The 20,090-nt window shown below is 45.2% G+C and carries 17 protein-coding genes; 6 read left to right on the top strand and 11 right to left on the bottom strand.

Annotation, left to right across the window (positions count from 1 at the left end; genetic code table 11):
- Positions 1–12 precede the first annotated feature (12 nt).
- Positions 13–1,137, top strand: a complete 1,125-nt coding sequence (gene dndA / locus ACMXYV_RS11955; RefSeq protein WP_415888711.1) for a cysteine desulfurase DndA — start codon at positions 13–15, stop codon at positions 1,135–1,137.
- A 77-nt stretch (positions 1,138–1,214) separates the two neighbouring features.
- On the opposite strand, the gene gcvP is transcribed toward dndA, so the two are convergent.
- Positions 1,215–4,115, bottom strand: coding sequence for an aminomethyl-transferring glycine dehydrogenase (gcvP, locus tag ACMXYV_RS11950; protein ID WP_415888710.1), 2,901 nt, complete (start codon positions 4,113–4,115; stop codon positions 1,215–1,217).
- A gap of 265 nt (positions 4,116–4,380) precedes the next feature.
- Here gcvP and ACMXYV_RS11945 point away from each other — a divergent pair, with 265 nt between their 5' ends.
- A complete protein-coding gene (locus tag ACMXYV_RS11945) occupies positions 4,381–6,210 on the top strand; it encodes an EAL domain-containing protein (RefSeq protein WP_415888709.1) in 1,830 nt (609 codons plus the stop codon).
- Between the two features lie 137 nt (positions 6,211–6,347).
- Positions 6,348–8,351, top strand: coding sequence for a TonB-dependent copper receptor (locus ACMXYV_RS11940; protein ID WP_415888708.1), 2,004 nt, complete (start codon positions 6,348–6,350; stop codon positions 8,349–8,351).
- A gap of 83 nt (positions 8,352–8,434) precedes the next feature.
- Here ACMXYV_RS11940 and ACMXYV_RS11935 read toward each other — a convergent pair whose 3' ends face one another.
- From ACMXYV_RS11935 to ACMXYV_RS11890, 10 genes are all read right to left on the bottom strand, one after another.
- Positions 8,435–9,529 (bottom strand): lipid A deacylase LpxR family protein, encoded by a 1,095-nt coding sequence (locus tag ACMXYV_RS11935; protein WP_415888707.1) that lies wholly within the window; start codon positions 9,527–9,529, stop codon positions 8,435–8,437.
- A gap of 94 nt (positions 9,530–9,623) precedes the next feature.
- Positions 9,624–9,962, bottom strand: coding sequence for a YdbL family protein (locus ACMXYV_RS11930; protein ID WP_415888706.1), 339 nt, complete (start codon positions 9,960–9,962; stop codon positions 9,624–9,626).
- Between the two features lie 12 nt (positions 9,963–9,974).
- Complete coding sequence (locus ACMXYV_RS11925; RefSeq protein WP_415881781.1) at positions 9,975–10,175, bottom strand: YnbE family lipoprotein; 201 nt, start codon at positions 10,173–10,175, stop codon at positions 9,975–9,977.
- Between the two features lie 31 nt (positions 10,176–10,206).
- Positions 10,207–12,543 (bottom strand): YdbH domain-containing protein, encoded by a 2,337-nt coding sequence (locus ACMXYV_RS11920; protein WP_415888705.1) that lies wholly within the window; start codon positions 12,541–12,543, stop codon positions 10,207–10,209.
- Between the two features lie 30 nt (positions 12,544–12,573).
- Entirely contained in the window at positions 12,574–12,972 is a 399-nt protein-coding gene (locus tag ACMXYV_RS11915; RefSeq protein WP_415888704.1) for a hypothetical protein, read from the bottom strand.
- Positions 12,972–13,610 (bottom strand): O-methyltransferase, encoded by a 639-nt coding sequence (locus tag ACMXYV_RS11910; protein ID WP_415888703.1) that lies wholly within the window; start codon positions 13,608–13,610, stop codon positions 12,972–12,974. Before ACMXYV_RS11910 ends, ACMXYV_RS11915 begins: the two co-directional genes overlap by 1 nt.
- A 179-nt stretch (positions 13,611–13,789) precedes the next feature.
- Positions 13,790–14,953 (bottom strand): glutathionylspermidine synthase family protein, encoded by a 1,164-nt coding sequence (locus ACMXYV_RS11905; protein WP_415888702.1) that lies wholly within the window; start codon positions 14,951–14,953, stop codon positions 13,790–13,792.
- 7 nt (positions 14,954–14,960) lie between these two features.
- Positions 14,961–15,554, bottom strand: a complete 594-nt coding sequence (locus ACMXYV_RS11900; protein ID WP_415888701.1) for a DUF1190 domain-containing protein — start codon at positions 15,552–15,554, stop codon at positions 14,961–14,963.
- Positions 15,555–15,567: 13 nt separating this feature from the next.
- A complete protein-coding gene (locus tag ACMXYV_RS11895; RefSeq protein WP_415888700.1) occupies positions 15,568–15,969 on the bottom strand; it encodes a DUF350 domain-containing protein in 402 nt (133 codons plus the stop codon).
- Between the two features lie 16 nt (positions 15,970–15,985).
- Entirely contained in the window at positions 15,986–17,035 is a 1,050-nt protein-coding gene (locus ACMXYV_RS11890) for an ion channel (protein ID WP_415888699.1), read from the bottom strand.
- A 153-nt stretch (positions 17,036–17,188) separates the two neighbouring features.
- Between ACMXYV_RS11890 and ACMXYV_RS11885 the strand changes: the two genes are divergently transcribed.
- Genes ACMXYV_RS11885 through ACMXYV_RS11875 form a run of 3 tightly spaced genes read left to right on the top strand, consistent with a single transcriptional unit; the run spans position 17,189 to position 19,663 of the window.
- Positions 17,189–17,575, top strand: a complete 387-nt coding sequence (locus tag ACMXYV_RS11885) for a hypothetical protein (protein WP_415887523.1) — start codon at positions 17,189–17,191, stop codon at positions 17,573–17,575.
- Between the two features lie 6 nt (positions 17,576–17,581).
- Entirely contained in the window at positions 17,582–19,024 is a 1,443-nt protein-coding gene (gene rmuC / locus ACMXYV_RS11880) for a DNA recombination protein RmuC (protein WP_415888698.1), read from the top strand.
- An 18-nt stretch (positions 19,025–19,042) separates the two neighbouring features.
- Entirely contained in the window at positions 19,043–19,663 is a 621-nt protein-coding gene (locus ACMXYV_RS11875) for a gamma-glutamylcyclotransferase (protein WP_415888697.1), read from the top strand.
- The last annotated feature ends 427 nt before the right edge of the window (positions 19,664–20,090 follow it).

Here is a 20,090-nt window from a genome sequence, read left to right as displayed (position 1 = left end):
ATAAGTGAAATCATGCCTCAGTATCTAGATTACAATGCTACATCACCTGTACTTCCTGAAGTCGCCGAAGTCGTTCATAAAATGATGGTGGAGGAGTTTGGGAACCCTGGAAGCCGTACACATGAGTTTGGCGCTCATGCTAAACGAGTAGTTGAGAAAGCTAGAGCTAGCGTTGCTGAATTGGTTGATGCTAAAAAGGCTGAAGTCATTTTCACTAGTGGTGCAACTGAAAGTAATAATATTGCTATCTTGGGATTGGCTAAATATGCGGATGAAGTTGGCAAGAAGCATATTATTACATCTGCGATAGAGCATAAGGCTGTTTTAGAACCTTGTGAGTACCTTGAAACTAAAGGTTTTGAGGTTACATATCTCACTCCTGGAGTATCCGGTCTTATTGATCCACAGGAACTTGAGTCAGCTCTTAGGGATGACACCCTTTTAGTATCACTAATGCATATTAATAATGAAACAGGCTGTATCCAACCGATTGAGCATTTTTGTGAGCTTCTTAGCTTCCATGAAGCGTTTTTTCATGTAGACGCTGCGCAGAGCTTTGGGAAGATGAATGCAGGTTTAGAAAATCATAGAATTGATATGATTAGTATTAGTGGGCATAAAATCTATGCTCCTAAGGGTATTGGTGCATTAGTGACTCGTAGAAGGGATGGGCTGAAATTACCACTTGCTCCGATTATGTTTGGCGGTGGGCAAGAGAGCGGATTACGGCCTGGAACTCTGGCTGCTCCTCTGATCGCTGGATTGGGAATGGCATGTCAGAAAGCAAAAAGTGAAAGCTTTAGCTGGAAACAGCATGCGCAAGAACTTAAACAGCAGATGCTAGATTTTGTAGGGCAGGTTGGTGGAGAGGTAATTGGCGATAATACGTCCCCATATGTTATTAATTTTGCTATTCCAGGAGTCAATTCAGAAGCTGCGATGCTGATGCTAAAAGAGGTTGTGGCTGTATCTAACGGCTCAGCTTGTACATCCAATAGCTATGAACCCTCGCATGTTTTGACTGCGATGGGCTTAGATGCTGATAGGGTTTCAGGATCTATTAGAGTTTCTTGGAGTCATTTGACTAAAGAGATCCCAGTAGAAAAGATGAAAGATAAACTCAGCGTATTACTTTAAAGCTACTGAGCAGGTTGAGCTGAAAAGACCAAAAAAAACGGGCCATCAGGCCCGTTTTTTGTTTTCAGTTACACTACTTACTCTGCGTAATCTTCAACCGGAATACAAGAACAGAACAGGTTACGGTCGCCGTATACGTTGTCGATACGGTTTACCGTTGGCCAGATCTTGCTGCCTTTCAGGTGATCAGCAGGGAAGGCTGCTGTTTCAAGCGAGTAAGGGCGGTTCCACTCAGAATCGATAATGTCTGCCATGGTGTGTGGCGCATTACGCAGTGGGTTGTTCTCGCCGTCGATCTCATTTGCTTCAACCTGACGAATCTCTTCGCGGATTGTGCTCATCGCTTCGATAAAGCGATCTAGTTCAGCTTTGGATTCAGATTCCGTTGGCTCGATCATCAATGTGCCTGCCACAGGGAAGGACATTGTTGGTGCGTGGAAGCCAAAGTCCATCAAACGCTTAGCTACGTCTTCTTCTGTGATGCCAGACGCTTCTTTAAGTGGACGCATGTCGATGATGCACTCGTGTGCAACACGGCCGTTACGACCAGAGTAAAGAACAGGGAAGTCTTCGCCTAGTTTCTTGGCTAGGTAGTTAGCATTTAGGATTGCGTTCTCAGTCGCTGCGCGAAGGCCAGTGCCGCCCATAAGTGCGATGTAAACCCAAGAGATTGGTAGGATAGATGCGCTACCCCAAGGTGCAGCAGATACTGCGCCGTTCTCAGCTTTAGGGCCTTCGATCTGTTGTACTGGGTGGTTCGCCACAAATGGTGCCAAGTGTGCTTTAACACCGATAGGGCCCATACCTGGACCACCGCCACCGTGTGGGATACAGAATGTTTTGTGCAGGTTCATGTGCGATACGTCTGCACCGATCTCTGCTGGCTGGCTGATCGCTACCTGAGCATTTAGGTTGGCACCATCCATGTAAACCTGACCACCGTTATCGTGAACGATCTGGCAGATCTCGCGGATATCTTCTTCATATACACCGTGTGTAGATGGGTAGGTGATCATCAAACAAGATAGGTCATCTTTGTGCTGTTCTGCTTTAGCGCGCAGGTCAGCGACATCTACGTTACCGTTCTCATCACATGCCGTTAGTACCACTTTCATATCAGCCAGTGCTGCTGATGCTGGGTTAGTCCCGTGTGCAGATGTTGGGATTAGGCAGATGTTACGGTGCGCTTCATCGTTTGACTTGTGGTAGTCACGGATCGCCAATAGGCCCGCGTACTCACCTTGTGCACCAGAGTTTGGCTGCATGCAGATCGCATCAAAACCAGTGATCTCTTTTAGCTGATCTTCTAGCTCAGTGATTAGCTGCTTGTAACCTTGTGCTTGATCCATTGGTGCGAACGGGTGGATCTGACCAAATTCAGGCCATGTCACTGGGATCATCTCAGCCGTAGCGTTTAGCTTCATCGTACAAGAGCCAAGCGCGATCATGCTGTGAGCAAGGGAGATATCTTTGTTTTCCAGCTTCTTAAGGTAGCGAAGCATCTCTGTTTCGCTGTGGTAGCTGTTGAATACAGGGTGCTGAAGAATCTCTGATTCACGCACTAGTGCAGCATCAAATGATGTTTCACCCGATGCGGAGATCTCTGCATCGATGCTATCTAGGTCTAGACCGTGACCTGCACCTAGGATGCAATCCCATAGGGTGTTGATGATGTCGCGGTTAGTGCACTCATCACAGGTCATACCCAGCTTGTTATCGCTGATCTTACGTAGGTTGATACCAGCATCTAGTGCTGCTTGGTAAACCTCTTCAGCGTTATCTAACTGAATAGATAGGGTATCGAACCAGCTGTTATTAAGTAGCTGAACGCCTTTAGCCTGTATGCCTTTCGCAAGAATCGTGGTTAGACGGTTGATGCGGCTAGCGATTGTTTTTAGACCTTGTGGGCCGTGGTAAACCGCGTAGAAGCCTGCCATGTTGGCAAGTAGAACCTGAGCAGTACAGATGTTAGAGGTCGCTTTCTCACGACGGATATGCTGCTCACGTGTTTGCATCGCCATACGCAGTGCTTTATTACCGCGTGTATCAACAGAAACACCAATGATACGGCCAGGAACAGAACGCTTGTAAGCATCACGTGTTGCGAAGAATGCCGCGTGTGGACCACCGTAGCCCATTGGTACACCAAAGCGCTGAGCAGAACCAAATACAACGTCTGCACCTAGCTCGCCTGGTGATTTCAGCATGATCAAGCTCATGATGTCTGCAGCTGCGCAGAACAGAGCTTTTTTGCTGTGAACTTTTTCGATTAGCTCAGCGTAGTCATTTACTTCACCACACGTGCCCGGGTACTGAACTAGTACGCCGAATACTTCGTGTTGATCGATCAACTCGCTTACGTCACCGACGATAACTTCGTAACCTAGAGGCTCAGCGCGTGTTTGGATAACGCTGATGCTCTGCGGGTGAACATTGCTATCGATTAGGAATGTGTTCGCTTTCTTCGCTTTCGACATACGCTTACATAGCGTCATCGCTTCAGCGGCAGCGGTTGCTTCATCCAGTAGAGAAGCGTTGGCTAGGTCTAGGCCTGTTAGGTCTAGCACCATTGTTTGGTAGTTAAGGATCGCTTCCAAACGGCCTTGAGAAACTTCTGGCTGGTATGGCGTGTACGCAGTGTACCAACCTGGATTTTCCAATACGTTACGTAGAATAACGTTTGGCACGATCGTGTCGGTATAACCCATACCGATCATCGATGTGTTTACTTTGTTCTTCTGTGCAACGGATTTAAGGTACGCAAGTACCTCATCTTCAGAGCGGCTTTCTGGAAGGCCAATTGGTGCTTTGAGTTGGATAGACTCAGGCACAGTTTGGCTGATCAACTGATCCATGTCAGTTACATCAAGCTCAGCAAGCATCGCTTGTTGCTCGGCTGCGGAAGGTCCAATGTGACGCGCTATAAAGGCATCTTTTTGCTCCAGAACGGAAAGCGGAGCCTGATTCTGTGTCGGCATTTTTAACTTACCTGTGATCAGTTGATTATGGTGTGCTCAAAAAGTGGCTAATGATACCCGTTTTTAGCTCATTTTGTGATAGAAAATAGACAAAAGTTTATTTTAGGAAACCTTGTTCTATATAAGCACTTCTTATCGCTGGGAAATTGATCTGTGTAATTCACAGCAATTAACTTGGTTATGTATGATCATCAACTATCCTTGTAGATAGCACCGATTTTTTTTGGAGAAAGATCAGTACCTTAGTTTCACTGTAGGGAAGGGTATGCCAGCGGTAGAAAAGTTAATTAGGCTGCATAAGTCTTTATTAGTACTTAGCCACGGGGAAGGGTTTATCGAGCATCCCCGGATCTCTAAGTTGAAGCATATAATTCAGTCCTGTGCAGAACAGTTGAATGTTTCTCGGGTAAGCGTCTGGAAATTAGACTCTGATGCGCAGCGGATCGTCTGTGAAGTCCTTTACCTTCACGAAACTGATCAATATTACCAAGGTGCGGCCCTATACCAGACCGATTTTCCCAGCTACTTTCAAGCCATTGCAGAAGATCGCTTAATCAATGCCGATAATGCGATCACAGACCCTCGTACCAAAGAGTTTGCCGATTCTTATCTTATCCCTAATGAAATCTGTTCGATGCTGGATGCTCCGATCTTTTCCTCTGGAAAGTTACAAGGTGTGATCTGTCTTGAGCAGGTGGGAGAGCAGAGAATTTGGGATATGCCGGAGATGTCTTATGTTGCCTCTCTTGCTGATCATATCTCGATGATTAATGAGCACGAGTTGTGGTTAAGAGATCGCGAGCAACTTGAGTTTCTAGAACAGTACGACCCACTTACGGGGTTAGAAAAGCGCAATCAATTTCTAAAACGGTTGGACTTTAATCAGCAAGAGGTTGGTGACAGCGAAAACCCAAGAGCACTGCTTTTGATCGGACTTGATTCCTTTGCCTCTATTAATGATAAATATGGTCATACGGTGGCTGATCATTTGTTAGTAGCATTTGCTCGACGTTTAGAAAAGTTAACCCGCCGCATGGATTGCCGTCTGGCGCGCGTTGGTGGCGATAAGTTTGGCATATGGGTTCCTAATCTCGAAGATACTGAGAAACTCAACTTGCTTACTCATCAATTAAAACAGATGAGTCGTACGCCGCTGAAAATTTGTAATGAAGAGTTTGTAAATATCAGTAGTAGCACTGGGGTCGTTATTTATCCTATAGAAGGTGAAACGGTCACTAGCCCCATGCGTTGTGCTGAACTGGCAATGCAGCGAGCAAAGGAGAATACGCGTGGCGGCGTGCAGTATTTTGCTAAAGACTGGTTGGTACAGCTGCAAAGCAAACGCTCTTTTGAACATGAGTTGGCTGAAGCGATTGAGCAGTCCAAACTCGTTCCTTTTTATCAGCCTATATTCTGTGCTGAACAAGAAAGCATTGTGGGGTTAGAGGCATTAGTGCGTTGGCCTCATCCAGATAAAGGCAATATATCCCCGGGTGAGTTCCTGCCTATAGCTCGAAAACTCGGTTTGATGGAGCGCTTGGGCAGCTTGATGTTGAAGAAGGCTTGTGAAGATCTGGTGACATTTGAGCAGCAGGGTAAATCGGTCGGTTGGGTTTCGGTGAACATTGCTTCTGAGCAGCTGCATAACTCAGCGCTTTCCGAAGAGATTGCTTCTTTACTGCAGGAGCACGATCTCCCTGCCTGCAAAATCGAGCTGGAAATCGTTGAGGAGTTGATAGGTCAGAACTCTGCTTTTGTACGCTCTCAATTAGAGGCGTTGTCTAGCCTTGGTGTACGCATGGCGATTGATGATTTTGGTACCGGTTATTCCTCGCTTTCTCGCCTAAAACATATGCCGGTGACGAAGTTAAAAATTGATAAGTCGTTTGTTGATGGCTTACCGGATGCAGACAACGACCGCTGTATCGCTAACTCGATTGTAGGTTTGGCTAAAGGTCTACAGATGGAACTGGTCGCAGAAGGGGTAGAGTTGCCCGAACAGGCTGACTACCTAAAACAGATGGGCTGTGAATATCTGCAGGGGTATTACTTTGCTAAGCCTATGTCCAAAGATGAGATCCTAAAGCTGCTCTAGCCTTGCTATTAGGCTTGCCTCTTCATACTTGATCAAACGCTATAGATACCTTGCGTGCGACACTGTGTCACATCCTCGCGCTTATTTTTTGTTTATACAATACGCCGCAATTCTAGGCTTATATCTAAGGGTGTATTGTGAAAAAGCAGATCCTGTCTCTAGCTGTTACCTTAGCGGTATCCGAACTTGCTATGGCTGGTCACGATGATGATCAGAACTTAGTTATCGAAATTAATCGTGGTTTACCGCAACTAGAAACTGCGATTCGTGAAACAACCACTGGCGTACAGGCTTCTCCTGTTTCCGATGGTGGTGAACTTCTGCAAAGCTTAACGGGTGTTTCTGCTATTCGCATGGGTGGTCGTGCGCTTGACCCAGTTATTCGTGGTCAAAAAGAAACTCAGCTTAATATTCTTTTAGACGGTGGCTATATCCACGGTGGTTGCCCAAACCGCATGGACCCGCCAACTTCGTACACCTCTGTTGATAGTTATGATCGCGTTACAGTAATCAAAGGTAATCGCACGGTTGTTTATGGCGGCGGTGGTTCCGGCGGAACAGTTCTATTTGAACGTGACTGGCCGATGATTGATGAAAAAGGTTACAACGTTGATCTAGCAGGTAGCTACCGTGGCAATGGTGATCAATGGGAACTAGGTGCTGACCTTGTAGCCGGTGATGACGATGGTTACATCCGTTTTATCACTCACAAAGGCGGAGCCGGTGATTATGAAGATGGTGACGGCAATGATGTTAGCTCTCGTTACGATACTAAATCCAATGCCATCTTGGGTGGTATTCGTCTAGGCGATAATACGACGCTTCAGGCTAGCTTTGAAAAAGCGGATGAAGAAGATGTTTCCTTCCCGGGCGCGATGATGGATAGCCCTTATGCCAAAGCGAAGAATTCACGTATCAAGCTTGAGCACCAATTCACCCAAGGCGCACTGCGCCAGTTAAAAGTTGAAGCCTATAAGTCTGATGTTGTTCACCTGATGGAGAACACCATGATGACCTCGCCATCCACGTCAGATACCGATGGTTTGCGTATTGTTTTAGACGCTCACGCAGCTGATATTGATTGGACATTTGGCGCGGATATGAAAAACAACGATCGTGATGCCGAAGCATTTATGATCTCCACCGGTGCACCAGCATTTAGTCAGTGGCCGGGCGTTGAAATCGACCAGAAAGGTCTGTTTGTTGAAGGAGAAAAAGCACTCGGTAATGATGATGTCGTTAAAGCCGGTGTTCGTTACGATCACGTCAAAGCCAGCGCATCACGTACGAATGAATCGTTCGGTATGGGCATGGGTGCACACACGCCTCTATCTCAGTATCAGACCTATTACGGAGAGTCCGATATTGATAGTACAGAGCACAACGTCGGTGGCTTTACCTCCTGGACGCATCGTTTAAACGATCAATACACCGTGGAAACGACGCTGTCTCGCAGTGTTCGTACTGCGGATGCAACCGAACGTTACATCGCACGTAATCCGATGATGGGTAACGATTGGATTGGTAACCCGCAGATCGAGCCTGAAAAGCATCACCAACTAGAAGTGGTGTTCGCCAGCAACAATGATGATCTGAACTGGTCTTTGACAGGTTGGTACAACCGTGTTGATGACTACATTTTACGTTACAACAACGGTGCTGCGGATCTTTACAAAAACGTTGATGCAGCGCTTTACGGTATCGAAGCAGAAGCGAACTATCAGTTTAACGATAACCTAAGCTTGGCGACTTCTTTGTCTTGGTTACGCGGTAAGAATAAAGATGACAACACGGATCTTTCTCGCATCTCACCACTGGAGCTAAATACGTCGCTTGATTACGTTAAGAATCAGTGGAAGCTCGGTGCTGAGTGGAAGTTGGTTGCTCAGCAAAATGATGTCTGCCTAAGCTCTGATGCTTGTGGTGGTCAGGATGTGCGTGAAACACCGGGTTACGGACTAGTTAATGTGCACGGCGAGTACGCTGCGAAGTCCGGTTTTGTTGTAGCCATGGGAGTCGATAACCTGTTCGACAAAGCTTACACACTTCATGAAAGCCGTGATTACGTCCTAGATAGTGATCCTGTTCAAGTTGCAGAACCGGGCCAGAACGTTTGGTTGCGTGTGAGCACGAAGTTCTAATCCCTTCTAATCACTACATTGTTAGTGAATGAAAAAAGGCTCCGTTTGGAGCCTTTTTTATGAGCTGTTTTTGAATAGCTTGTTTATAGACTATAAGAGTAACTTAAGCTGAGCGAACCAAAGGAATGACCGTCAGGCTGGCCTTTAAACTCTTTACTGCGATGGACTTTGGCAAAAGAGAGTTTCCAACCTTTATATAGAGCTGCAATACCTACTGCGGCTTCGCCAACTAAAGGTTCTTTGTCTACAGAGTGACTGCTTCTAAAGGTATTGCCATCAAGGAAGATATCTCTTAATACCCAACGTCCATCCATCGATGCAAATGCGTGAACACCTAAATTGTTGTCACGGCTACCGCGCTGATAACGTCCATCTCCCAAACCTGGCGCGCTGTTATCGCCACCGCTACGTAGTGCTGATGTGCCAAAGTCTTGCGGTAGGTTCCAACCTACGCGCACTTCAGCACCGGCATTTAGATAAGTCGCGATATTACCGAGACTACCACCGCCATGAAGGATTGTGTCGTATTCAAACAGTGGAGAGATCGGACCTTCTAAGAAGCGATATTTGTGTTCGTAAACAAGTTGGATGCCGGGCTCATTTTTAAGCTGATTATCCCAGCCATTAAACTTTTTAAACCCACGCAGATCATGAATAAAGTCTTGAGCTTCTTCACCGAAGGCCCAGGGGCCGACGATTCCGACATTTAATTCCGCAGTGTTCATGTGACGACGCGTACTGCTATGGAAAGAAAGGCCGCCATAGAGCCATGCAGCGTAGGGGCGATCATTGGGATCAACGCTAAAACGTTCTAGATCTTCAGGGGTATAGATCTGCTGTCCTAGGCTCACCACAACATTACGTTGTATAGGTTCGCCATTTGGATTGGGCGGATCGAACCTTGGTAAATAGGGAGCAACTTTACCTACCCATTCTGGCAGGTTTGGGTCGTCGAGATGGTTATTGATATTGGGGGAGACCCAAGAGGCTTTAATGCCGTTTGTGTAGTTTTGGTCCGTTTCGGAAAACAGATCATTCTCGAAATAAAGATTGAGAGTCCATGGATTAGAGTCATTAGCGTCTTTGGCTAAGGAGGCTATGGTATCAGCTGATGCGTTGCCTGTGCTGAGTAACGTAGCGGTTAACGCTGCAATCAGTTTTGGGCTGTGGGCTGACATTCGAACGTCCCTTTCTTTTTTGCGAGTGGTATTTGGATAAAATTAGCCGAAGGGGCAAGTCCCTTCGGATGCCCCTTCGGCTAAATCTAGAAAGCTACTTCTTACGCCACTTGCCGTTTTGTAGCTGGATAAATTGTCCTGCAGGTGTACGTTCCTGAAGGCGTTGACCCATTCGTAGTTCAAATACGGTACGCTCGACACCGGCTTTTTTGGAGCCTTTGTCATAAGCTGCACGGCGTTTCTTATTAATGTTAGCAACCAGAGATTTTAGATCGCCTGTAGGTTTAGACGTTACTATACCTAGATAGCCGTTGGTACGCTCACCGATGAGACCTTGAGCTTTAGCATCGTCTTTAGAGAGAGCCCAAGCAGGTGTTGCAATGATTGATAGCGCTAGGGCTATCATGCTGAATAGAGTTCGAAACTGTTTCATCATCATACCCCTTTAAAAAATATCGCTGTTTTCTGTGAGCAGTTCATCAATTTCCCTATCAACCTTGACCAGAATCTCGTGCTCAATTTTAACATTGAGGTTGATGGTAATAGGTTCGCTAGGTACCGCGACTTCCACGCGGGGTGAACAACCGCTCACACCAGCCAACGCAATTGCTAACGCAAAAGGTGGGAGTAAATGGGTTAATTTCATGGTTGTTCCTCAAATTTGGTTTCAATCTGCATTAACGGTAACGCTTCTCGATTGTCTTCGTCAATTTATCTGCAAACTGTAATGTTTTGATTAACTTAGGGATATTCTCTTCCACATTAATCGTGAAATCTACCGGATGGCCATTTTGCCAATCTGGGTTGCTACCCTTTAAGCGGGTTTCCAATAAGGCCGTACCCTCCGCTAAATAGTTAAGCCCTATTTCCAGCTCTTCATAATGAAAATTCTGAAGCGCTTCTATCGCCATTTTTAAGCCAACATTGGCCGCAGCATAGGCTTGCACTGCTGGGGTTGGCTCAAACAAAATCTTACCCCCAGGCGGCAAGCCATTGATAACACCATCTGTAATGGTGAAAGCGTTATCTTTGTAAGCTAGAGGGAAACTACCCCCTAATTTACCTTCACCGGACAATCCTTGCTGCCTTTCCAAAGCCATTACTGCGCCAAGATCGATATTGTCTACCTTAACCTGACTGGTAATATCGGGCTTGCTTGGGTTGAACTCGAAATCCGAGAGGCTAATTAAACCCTCAAAAAGTTCAGCCTGCATACCCTTCAGTTTAAGCAGGTCACCACTTTTTCGCTGCTGATACTGATAACTTGTTTGTACATTTTTGATTTCAACTCCTGTTGTAACCCGATCCAGCTTAATGCTGCCTGTATCGCGTAATCTACCTGAAGTAGAGAGTCGGGAAGTTGAATCTAAATTTAGCCCTTCGATTAAGGTTTCATCCCAGCTTAGATTTGCTGCTCTAATGCTGTTGTTAAATTGTGCTGAGAACTTGCCGTTGTTTAAGTTGCCGCTGCCTTTATGAAATAGTGTGCCTTTAAGCACGCTTAGCTCTTTCGGGATAGGGACGTAGGCTTCTAGTGAACGATCAATCGCTTTTAAGCTGATAGGTTGTACGGTCCAATTTAGCTTAGTATTGCCATTACTCAAGGTAGTGCTTGCACGACCTTTTAGATCTAGCTTTATAGGGGCGTTACTCGATACTTGATAGCGATTGCTTAACTGGTCTTTATCCCATGTGAATTTAGAACTCAGTTTCAATTGTGGGAATTTGGTTTTCCCTTGGCTTATGGTTAGCTGAGGAACAGCAATCAAACCTGAGATATTCTCTTTAGCCAGATCAATGGAATCGAGGCTTAGCTTAGAACGTATAGGTGAAATATTAATACCCTCTAGCGCAATCGCACCGGCTTCAATATCTAAATGCAGAGGTGATACGTCTGGCAAAAGCACGCCCTCTAAAAGCAGTTGGCCGATATTCGCTTTGATCGCGAGTGGCTGTTCTAAGGTCGCTTTCAGGTTTTGTATCGGTGCTTTTAAGCTAGGGTGCTTTAGCTCGGGGACTTGTATGTTGGTGTTGGAGTTAAGCGTGATCTCAGCCTCTTTTAGTGAAAACTTAAGTGCACCCTCTAATTCGGCAAACGCTTTTTCTAGCGATGGAATAGGGTTAAACGCGGTTATGTTGCCCTTACCGGTTTGATCGATCTGGATACTTTTTAACAGTTCATCAGGGGAGAACCGGGTTTGTAGCGGGAAGTGAATTTTCCCCTGTAGTTCGACCGAGCCTTCTAGCTTAGGAATAGGTAGGTTGTGCAATTCGAGTTTTTGTCGCCAGCTTTGCAGGCCAGCCAGTTGGATCTCTTGTGCTGATGTTAAGGTCAGTTTGTCATCAAAAGAGAGATCGCCTGCAATATTAAAGAAAGGCTCCTCATCCTCTAACAATCGAAACGTAAACTGATTTTTCTTGTTCAGATTCAGGTCGCCCCAACCAAAATCTTTCTCATCTCTTAAGGCTTTAACTCGGCTATACAGTTTGTCGTCTTCAAACAGCAGCGCACCGATAAATTGCCAATCGCTTAGGTTCTCTGGGTAATCCAATTCTAGAGTGACCTGTCCAACTCGAATGGCATCAATCGGGATTTGATTAAACCAAACGGAGGGTAGGGCTTGGCTTAGATCTACCTCTTCATTATTGCTCTCACTGCTCTGTTCGGTGGTATAGGTGATTTTTATATCTGAGCGCGGCATCGATAGCAGTTTGAGGCGCTGCTCTTGCCAGAGTGTATAAGGGTTAAACTGCAGAGTGATATCGCTGGATTGATAACTGATGATCTGAGTAGGAGTGTGTTTTTCTAGTTTTACATTAGCGATATGCAACTCGTTCCAGCTAGGCGTTTGCATATCCAATTCAACAGCGGAGAAGTTATTTTGTTCCAACCAATATTGCAGGCTTTTGTGTGCAATAAATGGGGAGAAAAAGTAAGCGGCTAAAGGCAGGGCAATAACAAAAGTGAAAGTTAAAAGGAGGCACGCCCATAGTATTTTATGACCTCTGCGCATACTGCCTCCCTTAAATGTACAACGGTGCTGTTAATCCAGTTCTATATCGTACAGGCGTTCTACGGCATCTTTTAGGTGGAAAATCAGTTCGCCATATTTATCAGTATCGTTCTCAATATCGATATCACCTAATCGATCGGCGGTTTCTTCTAGAGACTCGCCGCGATTATCGACGCCATGATCCGCTAGCAACCAATACATCAGACCGTAAATCTCAGCAACAGTTTCTACTTGGTCTAAATCTTCAATAATGGCATTACGCACTTGTTGCAGTGCTGCCATTAAAGGCGCTTTCTCATCGGTATCGAGATAAAGCTTTAGCACCGCATCTGCAGATTCAATGGTATAGCTTTCTTCAGAAGCGGCTTCATTGCTGTTAAGCGCTACCTGAGGTGAATCTGAATTAATCGTGCTGATTAGGTGTCGCATTAACGTAGTTTCCGTACCACATTCATACCGTCGCGAACGGTTAGGAATAGGTTTTCTACATTTGGATCCGCAGCGATCTCTTTGTTTAGATCGACTAAGACGTCATCAATCTCAGATTCTGGCTGTAATACTTTGCCAGACCACAACATGTTATCCAGAATGATCAGGCCGCCTGGGCGCGTCATTTCTAGAACCTTGTGGTAGTAATTTAGGTAGTTGCGCTTGTCTGCATCGATGAAGGTGAAGTCTAGCTCCATATCCAGTGTTTCGATGGTCTCGATTGCTTTACCGAAGATCACTTCGATCTTGTGGCCGTGAGGGCTGCGATCAAAGAACGTTTTAGCAAAGTCGATTGCGCGAGGGTTAGTTTCACAGCAGATGATCTTGCCATCTTCTGGCATGCCTTCTGCGATGGATAAAGCGGAATAGCCCGTGAACATACCAATTTCTAGTACGTTCTTTGGTTGGTGCAACTGAGCAAGAAGTTTTAGCGTTCTGCCAACTAAACGGCCAGATAGCTTTTGCGGCCAGCCCATGTTTTTGTTGGTTTCATCGATTAGCTCTTGCAGCAATTCAGGCTCAGCTGTAGTGCTTTGGAAGGCATAATCTTCAATTGCTTCGTTAACCAAAAATTCCACTTACATCTTCTCTAATCTAGGTTCGACGGCGTTAGTTTAACGTTGTCGAGGGTGATAATAAGGCCTAGCCCAAATTGAATAACTAAAGCGGTTAAATCGCTTTGTTTGGGCGTCATCTAAATATTGCCGCGCATAATACCATTTTCTAGCATGATTGCGTTACGACTGACTCATCGCTATCAAAGGATGATATGCGGTAAAAAGCGCGAAAGATCTTGTGTAATCGGGTGCTTATCTTCTCTTAGGGATATACCTGCGGGTTGATCGTCTATTAACCAACTGCCGATTAGTGTGTGATTATCGCTAAATTTAGGTAAAGGATGACAAGCCTGAACGATGTATCCCTCTTCACCGTACGGTCCTTCAGCCTTCGCGAGGACTTCTCCTTGGTTTACGATGCTGATATTGGCGCCTTCGCGAGAGAAGATCGGCTTGCGCACATAATGCGTAAGTTCTGCAGCGCGGGGATCATCTTCAAAATAAGCAGGCAGTAGGTTGGGGTGATTTGGAAAGAGCTCCCACAATAAAGGTAGTAGTGCTTTGTTGGAGACTAAGCTTTTCCAGATCGGCTCTAGAAAGGTGGTACCGCTTTTAGCAACGTATTCGCCGTACTCTTCCCGTTGCATAAACTCCCAAGGGTACAGCTTGAATAACCAGTTGATCGGTTTGCCTAGCTGATCGATAAAGCGCTGATCTTCATTGATGCCGATATCTTCAACATAGATGAAGTCATTAAGTAGGCCAGCTTGTTGAGCGCAATCTTGTAGATATTGCACAGTGCCAAGATCTTCGATCGTGTCTTTGCAACTCGCTAGGTGCAGTAAGCGCGAAGGTTGGCGAACTTTGAGAGCTTTGAATCGCTCGATCAGTCGCTCTTGCAACGAGTTAAATTGATCGGCATTTTGAGACAGCTTACCGCGATCCACCTGTTGCTGAAGCCATACCCATTGCCAGAACCCAGTTTCATAAAGGCTGGTGGGCGTATCCGCATTGTTCTCTAAGAATTTGGCAGGGCTTTTACCGTCATAACAAAGATCGATTCGGCTGTAGAGGCTATCTTCACGGGCAAACCAAGAGCGCGCAATCTCATCCCAAAAGGCTTCAGGGATTTGAAAGCGGCGCAGCAGTTCTTCATTACCTACCACATGCTCAACCACCGCTAGACACATCTGATGAATCTCAGCTGTCGGTGCTTCAATATCTTGTTCTATCTGTTCGAGAGAGAACTGATAGTAGGCAGATTCATCCCAATATGGCTCCCCATACATAGTATGAAAATGGAAGCCATATTGTTCAGCAGTTTCGCGCCAATCAGGACGCTCGGCGCAGCTGACCCTTAACATCTACAGGTTAACCGCCGTAAGAGCGGCTGGAGATGGTTTTACCAAAACCACCACGACCCATGACGCGGGCACTGCCTTTACTGCCTTTGAATGCAGAAGAGCTGACCTTAACTTTGTTCTTATGGTAATCACCAAATAGATCGCCAGATGAACTTACCCAGCGATGAAAAGCAGGAGTGCCTCTTCGGGTGCTATAGCCTAAGCCTCTGGGCCGATCGAAATCGAGATCGAAATCTTCCTCTGTGCGATGATTTTCACCCAACATAAAGCCTGTCATTAGGGGGATAAAGTAGGGGGAGTATTCAAAACATTGGTGGTTACCAAAATCGTAAGCGCAGTTGCTCTCACTATTATATCTAGGTGCGGTGCGTTTCCAATCTGCTAGCGCTTTTTGATAGGCGCTTTCACATCTATCGTCATAGCCTGGGTTATCCAGTTCACATGCAGTGACTGATTGGTAGATGTAGCCATCTTCAGAATCACAGCCACTTAGTAGAGCAGCACCTGTAGCAACAGCTGATAGACGTAAGCCGTTTTTCAGCCATTTTGCATCAAATGCAAAATCACTTTTTTGCAGATGGTTTATTTTTGTACGTTTCATCCCTGATGCCTCCTTAGTAGGTCATAGAGGCAGCATTAAGAATACCGATCGCAATGGATACCGCACCCAGTACGATACCGGCAGGTGTTTCTCTATCTTGGATGCGTTGGGTGATTTTCGGCATAAACAAACGTACAACCAGATAAGCGATTAACTGAGCGACAAGTGCAACTACAGCCCAGACAGTAAAATCGACTAAAGATACGGAGTTACTGATGGCGCTAGAAAGCGCAATGGTGAAACCAATGGTTGCACCGGAAAGTGCGCAGGCAGCAGCCATATTTTTTTCTTTAACCAGCGCCCAATCGTCATAAGGAGTCAGGAAGGTATAAACGACTTTAAAGAGTAGTAGGGCAACCAGTGAAAGGCCGAAATAGATAGCAAAGTTGGTAAGCCCGATAAGTAGAGCGTCCATGCGAGACTCCTAAAAATTATGAAAGTTGGGTAATTGCAGCCCAGTCCAAAGCTTTTAAACGGGACTGTGCAATGTAATAAAGGGTGCAGCCTGATCTAACGCGTTTATCGAGTGATGGATTCACTTCAGGTTTACCGTCGTTATCTAGATCAACAGCGATTAGAGTCGCGCCATAATTTTCTTTTAATGGCACATAAAGATCACGCACAGACATCTCTGGCAAACCTTCAGGTACGACAACGGAGAACTGGGTCATACCTGTAGTTGTGTTGAGAAGCTCGTGGTGCAAAATACTGGAGCCCGGGTCCATTGCTGATTTTACTAGCATCTCTGTAGAGACAGAAGGCGTGCATTCTATGGTTGGACAGTGTTGTTTAAGCAGGTTGCTCAAGCTCTCATCCCTAAAGTAGGTGATGATGTGTGCTTGAGGATTTCGATTGTAGATATTTAAAGCGGCGCTGAGTGTTTGATCATCCTGCGCGCAATCGATGATGATTGTGGAGGCGTCTTCAATATCTGCACGGTTTAAGCCTTCATCATCGTTTAGTGACACGGTGCGAACAAATTCGATATGGCCCGGCATCGGGTTTTCCATCTCATCAGCAACACATAAACAGATCTCTCGATTAAGGTTGTTCTTAGCTTCTGTCTGGAGAAGTTTAAGAAGAGGCAAGGTACGAACTTCGTTCCAGCCAACTACGACGATATGATTTGAGAGGTTGAGCTCTTTAAGACCCATAACACCTTTTCTCCACTGAAAAGCACTGAATGCAGCAAACTTACCGACGACGAGTGCAAATAGACCAAGACCGAAAGGAATAATGTAGAACGCAACTAATGCTTTGCCTGTTGCTGTTTCGGGAGATAGATCTCCGTAGCCCACAGTCGAAGCCGTTACGATTAACCAGTAGATATAGTCTGAGCCGGTGAGGTTGGATTCACCCGCCCATTCCAAAAGCAACCAGCTACTTAGGCCATATAATAGAAGTAGTGCCAGTACAGCCTGCCACTTCATGTTCTTGAAATGACGGTTGAGCAGTTTGCGTAAGCTTTTGAAAACCTGCATTAAAAATCCGTGTACATGGAATTGAGGCGGGATTTTAATCTCATCTAATAATAGATGCAAAAGGTAGCCATTTCTTAACAGTGGGCCTTAAAAGCCTTACAATAGCCCGCTATGAGCGCCTGAAAAAAGATCTGTCATGGGCGTAGTTATTAAATGATCCACAATGTTCTGGAGTTTAGTGTGCCTAGTATCGATCCTCTTATCATTTTTCTAGTCTCAGGTGTGTTCTCTATGTCCGGTGCTTTAAGCGCGGGTGCTATCAATAAACTACCTGAAGAGGATAAGCCTGAATTCGCGCATAAACGTAACGGTTTGATGACGATCGTTATGGCGGGTAACCTTGCTGCTGTCGCATTGCTATTCTCTATGGCGTACGGTTTCAGCAACCTAGATTGGTGGATTCCACTGCTATGTATGTTTATCACTTTCCCAGTGGTTCATTTAGTTATTCTTCAGCCTATGCTGGGTGAGTTGAAAACGCTGTTTATGTCTTCGATTATCTCTGCGGTTTCCCTAGTCGTTTTATATCTCTATTGGTAATTTTCTATGCCTGAGCTGCTAGCTTCATTTGATCTGAATAGTTTGCTGCTGGGCGTATTGATTACAGGATGCCTGTTCTTCTTTATATTTAGGCATCTGACTTCTCAAAAAGAAGACCTCTTACAGCAGGTTGCTGAAAGCGAGACCACAATCATCTCGTTAAAGGCTAAACTCGAAACTGAGTTGGCTGCGCAGCAATCTGCCTTTCATGAAGTATCTATCCAAAAAGCACGTATCGAAGAGCGCTTGCATGCGCTAGAACCAAGACTACGTGACACGCTTACAGAAAAGCATCAGCTTGATAAACGCTTAGAGCAAACCAAGTTTGAGTTGGCTGATCGTAATGAAGTAATTGCGGATCTTGAAGCGAGATATGAGGCGACTCAAGAAGCGCATTCTGAAAAGCTTCAAGTGTTAGAGCAAGCGCGCCAACAGTTAAAGCAAGAGTTCCAGAATCTAGCTAATCGTATTTTTGAAGAGAAAGCTCAACGATTCACTCAGAGCAATCAAGAGAATATGGGACACCTACTGACCCCTCTGAAAGAGCAGTTAGGTGAGTTTAAACGTCGTGTTGAAGATGTTTACGATAAAGAGTCCAAAGATCGTCGTGCCCTCTATGAGCAGATATCTCATCTGAAACAGCTTAACCAGCAGATGAGTGAAGATGCGATCAATCTAACTCAAGCACTGAAAGGCGAAAATAAAACTCAGGGCAACTGGGGTGAAGTTGTTTTAGAGCGGGCCTTAGAAGAGTCAGGCTTACGCAAAGGCTATGAGTTTGAGCTGCAAGTATCGGCATCTGTACAAGGTAAACGCTACCAGCCTGATGCGGTTATTCATCTACCGGATGGTAAAGATGTCATCGTCGACTCGAAAGTATCGTTAACTGCCTACGAACAATATTGCTCCACAGAAGATAAAGACCTGCGCGAGCGCATGTTACGTGAGCATTTGATTTCGATGCGCGGTCATATTAAAGGGTTGAGCGATAAAGCTTACCAAGGGTTAGAGGGTATTCGCTCTCTCGATTTTGTTCTTTTGTTTATTCCAGTCGAAGGTGCTTTCTTGTTGGCATTAGAGAAAGAACCTAATCTGTTTAAAGAAGCGTTTGATCGCAACATTATGTTGGTAAGCCCTGCGACATTGATGGTGACGTTAAGAACTATTCACAATATCTGGCGTTACGAGCATCAGAATCAAAATGCTCAAGAGATCGCTCGCAGAGGTGGTGAGCTGTACGACAAATTCGTTGGCTTTATTGACGCTCTGGATGAAGTAGGGCGTAACCTGCAAAGAACACAAGCCGCTTTTGAAACTGCTAATAAGCGATTATCAACGGGACGTGGCAATTTGGTGAGTCAGGTGACCATGCTGCAAAGCCTTGGTGCCGAGGGCAAGAAGAAACTCAATACTGAGCTTGTTGAACGCGCTTTAGAATCTGACCAATAACATTGATAGGGCAGCTAGATGATAAGTATTGTTGGCTATGGTTCTCTACTATCTGAAGCCTCCGCAAGGGAAACCATTCCTGGCCTAACGAACTTCAGGATCGTAACCGTTCCCGGTTACAAGCGTATCTTCAATAAAGTCGGTGTGGTGTTTATCAGTCGGCATAAGGCTGATCCAGACTCTTTACAGTTAGCCTCCTGCTCGACTTTACCAGCATCCGATTGTGAGATTATTTGCAGCCAGTTTGAATGTACTCAAGCAGAGTATGAAGCGCTGTTCGAACGCGAGCATCGGTTTAACTGGGTGGAAGTAGAAACTTATGCTGATGGCCAAAGCTCGACAGGGCTGATGTGTACCGGCTCAACTGATCAACATTACCGCTATAGTAAATGCCGCAATGAGCAAGAATATCATGAGCGTGTAGGGCAGTTTTATACTGGTAACCTATGGAGAAACGATATTCTGCCATTCCCTCGTTATCTGTCCTTCTGCTTGAAAGCTGCCGCGTCGCAGGGAGAGAGGGTCTTAAATAACTTTCTCGACAGTAGCTACCTTGCAGATGGCGAAACGACCATTCGTACCTATTTAGACAAGAACGGTTCAAATTGGCGTGAAGTCGATAGCGCCTATCATTACTAAAAAGCCCTTTATGGGCTGTTTAAGACTTCCTCTGTTCTACCCTTTCTATGCCTTTTAGGGCTCTCTGCTGAGTCCTGCTTTAAGCTTGATTACTTAGCTGGAATGACTGCCTTATATCATCAAGAAATGATTGCTTTTTAGAGACAGCTTGAGCGCGTTGAACAAAATTCATACAGATTTGCACAATTATGTCGGTTGTTTAATGAACACTAATTAATGAGTGGATAATCAAAAGTAGATTTTGATCTTTTTGCAAATCATCAAAATTAAATATTGAATTTACGTGATTATTCAAAATCTAATTTTGATATTTTTATTAATAATCAAAAGTAAGTTTTGATTTGTTGCTAATTAATCAAAATTAAATTTTGATTTCTGGTGCTTTTTTAACCTATTGAAACGGTTGATTATATTTAAAACAATCAAG

Origin of the sequence: Neptuniibacter sp. SY11_33 (genome assembly GCF_047778025.1) — a bacterium.
Lineage (GTDB): Bacteria > Pseudomonadota > Gammaproteobacteria > Pseudomonadales > Balneatricaceae > Neptuniibacter.
The sequence above is the reverse complement of the archived record's forward strand: the minus strand, read 5'-3'. Positions and strand labels throughout refer to the sequence as shown.

Coding starts and splice junctions, on each gene's coding strand:
- gcvP (WP_415888710.1), bottom strand. CDS start 4,115: ATGCCGACACAGAATCAGGCTCCGCTTTCCGTTCTGGAGCAAAAAGAT.
- rmuC (WP_415888698.1), top strand. CDS start 17,582: ATGCCTGAGCTGCTAGCTTCATTTGATCTGAATAGTTTGCTGCTGGGC.
- ACMXYV_RS11945 (WP_415888709.1), top strand. CDS start 4,381: ATGCCAGCGGTAGAAAAGTTAATTAGGCTGCATAAGTCTTTATTAGTA.
- ACMXYV_RS11925 (WP_415881781.1), bottom strand. CDS start 10,175: ATGAAATTAACCCATTTACTCCCACCTTTTGCGTTAGCAATTGCGTTG.
- ACMXYV_RS11875 (WP_415888697.1), top strand. CDS start 19,043: ATGATAAGTATTGTTGGCTATGGTTCTCTACTATCTGAAGCCTCCGCA.
- ACMXYV_RS11905 (WP_415888702.1), bottom strand. CDS start 14,953: ATGTTAAGGGTCAGCTGCGCCGAGCGTCCTGATTGGCGCGAAACTGCT.
- ACMXYV_RS11890 (WP_415888699.1), bottom strand. CDS start 17,035: ATGCAGGTTTTCAAAAGCTTACGCAAACTGCTCAACCGTCATTTCAAG.
- ACMXYV_RS11930 (WP_415888706.1), bottom strand. CDS start 9,962: ATGAAACAGTTTCGAACTCTATTCAGCATGATAGCCCTAGCGCTATCA.
- ACMXYV_RS11900 (WP_415888701.1), bottom strand. CDS start 15,554: ATGAAACGTACAAAAATAAACCATCTGCAAAAAAGTGATTTTGCATTT.
- dndA (WP_415888711.1), top strand. CDS start 13: ATGCCTCAGTATCTAGATTACAATGCTACATCACCTGTACTTCCTGAA.
- ACMXYV_RS11935 (WP_415888707.1), bottom strand. CDS start 9,529: ATGTCAGCCCACAGCCCAAAACTGATTGCAGCGTTAACCGCTACGTTA.
- ACMXYV_RS11895 (WP_415888700.1), bottom strand. CDS start 15,969: ATGGACGCTCTACTTATCGGGCTTACCAACTTTGCTATCTATTTCGGC.
- ACMXYV_RS11885 (WP_415887523.1), top strand. CDS start 17,189: ATGATCCACAATGTTCTGGAGTTTAGTGTGCCTAGTATCGATCCTCTT.
- ACMXYV_RS11920 (WP_415888705.1), bottom strand. CDS start 12,543: ATGCGCAGAGGTCATAAAATACTATGGGCGTGCCTCCTTTTAACTTTC.
- ACMXYV_RS11915 (WP_415888704.1), bottom strand. CDS start 12,972: ATGCGACACCTAATCAGCACGATTAATTCAGATTCACCTCAGGTAGCG.